The organism is Pseudomonas sp. EA_65y_Pfl1_P113 (assembly GCF_963970525.1).
Lineage (GTDB): Bacteria > Pseudomonadota > Gammaproteobacteria > Pseudomonadales > Pseudomonadaceae > Aquipseudomonas > Aquipseudomonas tritici.
Genome location: NZ_CAXAQM010000079.1, coordinates 1 through 2,496 on the forward strand (window position 1 = coordinate 1; position 2,496 = coordinate 2,496).

Annotated in this window: 2 protein-coding genes; both read right to left on the minus strand. The window is 47.5% G+C overall.

From position 1 onward, the window contains the following. Positions 1-318 precede the first annotated feature (318 nt). Entirely contained in the window at positions 319-720 is a 402-nt protein-coding gene (locus AACY52_RS28295; RefSeq protein WP_339561069.1) for a hypothetical protein, read from the minus strand. 361 nt (positions 721-1,081) lie between these two features. Continuing rightward, positions 1,082-1,435 carry a hypothetical protein gene (locus AACY52_RS28300; RefSeq protein WP_339436563.1) on the minus strand — a complete coding sequence of 118 codons (354 nt, stop codon included), beginning with the start codon at positions 1,433-1,435 and terminating at the stop codon, positions 1,082-1,084. Between the last annotated feature and the right edge of the window lie 1,061 nt (positions 1,436-2,496).

Sequence of the window (2,496 nt, forward strand, 5' to 3'; positions counted from 1 at the left end):
GGAGCGGCTGCCGCATGCCTCGTCGGTCGCCGACTATGAAGCACTGCTGCCGTGGAACTGCTCGCCAGAGATGCCACGGTAATCGGTTACCCAAGGACTGGATAGGTGGGGTTTATGGATCGCACTCCTTTTTTGGGCCGGAAGCTTTCAGTTGCGTACCGCAGCTCCCGGCCAATAGCTGCGCTTCGCGATTGACGACTTTCGACCCGAAGCAGACAGTGGTCACCTGCCGATCTTGCCCAGAAAAGACCATTCGATTCGTATACGAAAATGGGAGCGACTCATAGAGTTGTCGTGGTTGAAGATTTATTCAGTGAATTATTCTTGGTGAGTGGTGTTATTTTTAATTATTGCAGTGGATTGGATTTCGATAGTGCTGCACTTAATTAGATTTTTGGATAGGAAGTCTACAATCTGCGCTTTCTCTTTTAAAGATGAGGCATCGGTGGCTTGGCGTTGGATTTCTTTGTTCAAGTTCTCTGCTAGTGTTTCATATGAAGAACTGAGTTGGTGTGATAGGGCGTAATGTGTGCTGAATTTAGATTCGTACTCTTTCTTGGCTTCTGGCTTGATCAATACTTGTGCGGCCGCATAAAACGCAGCGCAGCTTGTATTAGCCATTGCAAGAGGTTCAAGATTCACGCCTTTTTGATCCGCTGACACGTTGTGAGTAATTGCAGAAAGTGAAACTAAAATTATCTTCAGATTTTTGCGTTCCATGTCTTTAGATCCGGTGTAACTAAAAATAGGCCCTAAATGGGGCAAAAAACGCTTTCGTGGGCTTGGTGGATAACATTCCTTTTTTCCTGCCTAGGCTGGGTTTTGCAGCGGTCCGATGACCACGTAAGGGAGTTATACACCATGGTTGGAAAGCCACGGTTACTCTCGCAGATGCATGAGCAAATCAGCTTAAACACTACTCGATTCGCTTTGCGCGAGTCTACCGCGACTGTCCGCTCCTGGCCGGTTTTTGCCTGTCACCAAACGGCAGGAGTCGGCCAAAAGCAGCCCATCAGATGTGTCCAGGAAATCAGGGAAGATTCATGCGCGCGATGCCATGAATGGACAGCGATAATGCCGCTTATTCGACGCAAACAACAGACGCTTCTGCGCTAGGGAATTTATGCTGTGTTACATAGAGCTGTCCGTTTAGAGCTGCGTAATTTGTTTTCTCTTTTAAAAAAGGGCGAATTTCCGTTTCTGCTTTAAGTGGACTGCATAACTCGCCTGCCCGTTTCTTGACAAAACCAACAACTTGTTCTTGTTTGTTGTAACCGTTACCTTCAAAAATGACTGTATAGGTGTTGGTGCCTGTTTTTACGTCGCTGTATCCCCCTTCGTACATTGTCGAGCCTTTAGGAGCATATGGAATACCGGAACAAGCCGAAATAATTACGCAAGAAGCGACTAATAAGAATTTAGATTTTTTTATCATGTATAAACCTTAAAAATTGTCTATGAAACGGTTTTAGCCTTGCTCCAAAGGAACGCGATATGGATAGCGATAGGCCTCGCATCCCCATAAAATTCAGAGCAGCATTCAGAATGCTACTATTTAGCCATCATCGTGTCCAATGTTCGATTCTGCGCTGAAAAACAGAACTTGCCGAACGGCTGCTTCGGGTCGATAGCTGCCGGTGGCGACTGACAGCCATCGACCGACTGCTGCCGGTCACGAGCGAAAAACATCAGCCTTTTCGGTGATGGATTGGAATTACTAATCCTGTAGGCCACGTATTCCTTGCTCTACAGAGCCGGCGTGAAAGCTGCGTACCACTTTCGTACCAACACTACTTCCAAGCAGTGACACCATGCTCCTCACGACAGGCGGCAATCGGCCCAGAGTGTGTAAATACTTACCAAGAACGTGCGCACTGAGGTAAAGCTAGTCTGTAGATCTCAAACCGAAGGGATGCTGTCGAATGACGGGATCTTCTAGAACCAGTGTGCGTGCATTTTCGAAAGAAATTCAGGGGTAATCGGCAGACTGGATGCTGAACCGATGACCGAGTCGATCCCGCACTTCGGACACAGAGCGGTGCTATCTAGATCAACCCACTCAGTGATTTCTGAGGGCGAAAACACACCTAAGCAGTAAAAACAGCCACAGTGATCGCTTGCTTCAATTTGAGTACGGTGATTTGTAGAAAATAGGTGCGCTGAAATCACATCCATGGGCAAGTCCTTAAACTCCAAATTTACTAACATTTCTTTCTTGCATCAGAGTACATCAAGAGCCGTCCAACGTTGTTACGATTGCCCAAAGTGATAACGCAGAATTGCCTATGAAACGTTTCATCCAAGGTGACCATCGCGGACAAAGCGCTCTGCTTTGCGGATTCCACGGCCATCCGGCCACCTATTCCATGAACATCCGGCCACTGATTCCACGATGATCCGGCCACCCATTCCACGGTCATCCGGCCACCCTTAAGGCAGGCAGCAACGCAGGATTAATTCACTACCATCGACCTCTTTTATCGAAGCAGAGAGGTC

Bases quoted from the DNA above. Each gene is read 5' to 3' on its own strand.
- AACY52_RS28295 (WP_339561069.1), bottom strand. From the start codon at position 720: ATGGAACGCAAAAATCTGAAGATAATTTTAGTTTCACTTTCTGCAATT.
- AACY52_RS28300 (WP_339436563.1), bottom strand. From the start codon at position 1,435: ATGATAAAAAAATCTAAATTCTTATTAGTCGCTTCTTGCGTAATTATT.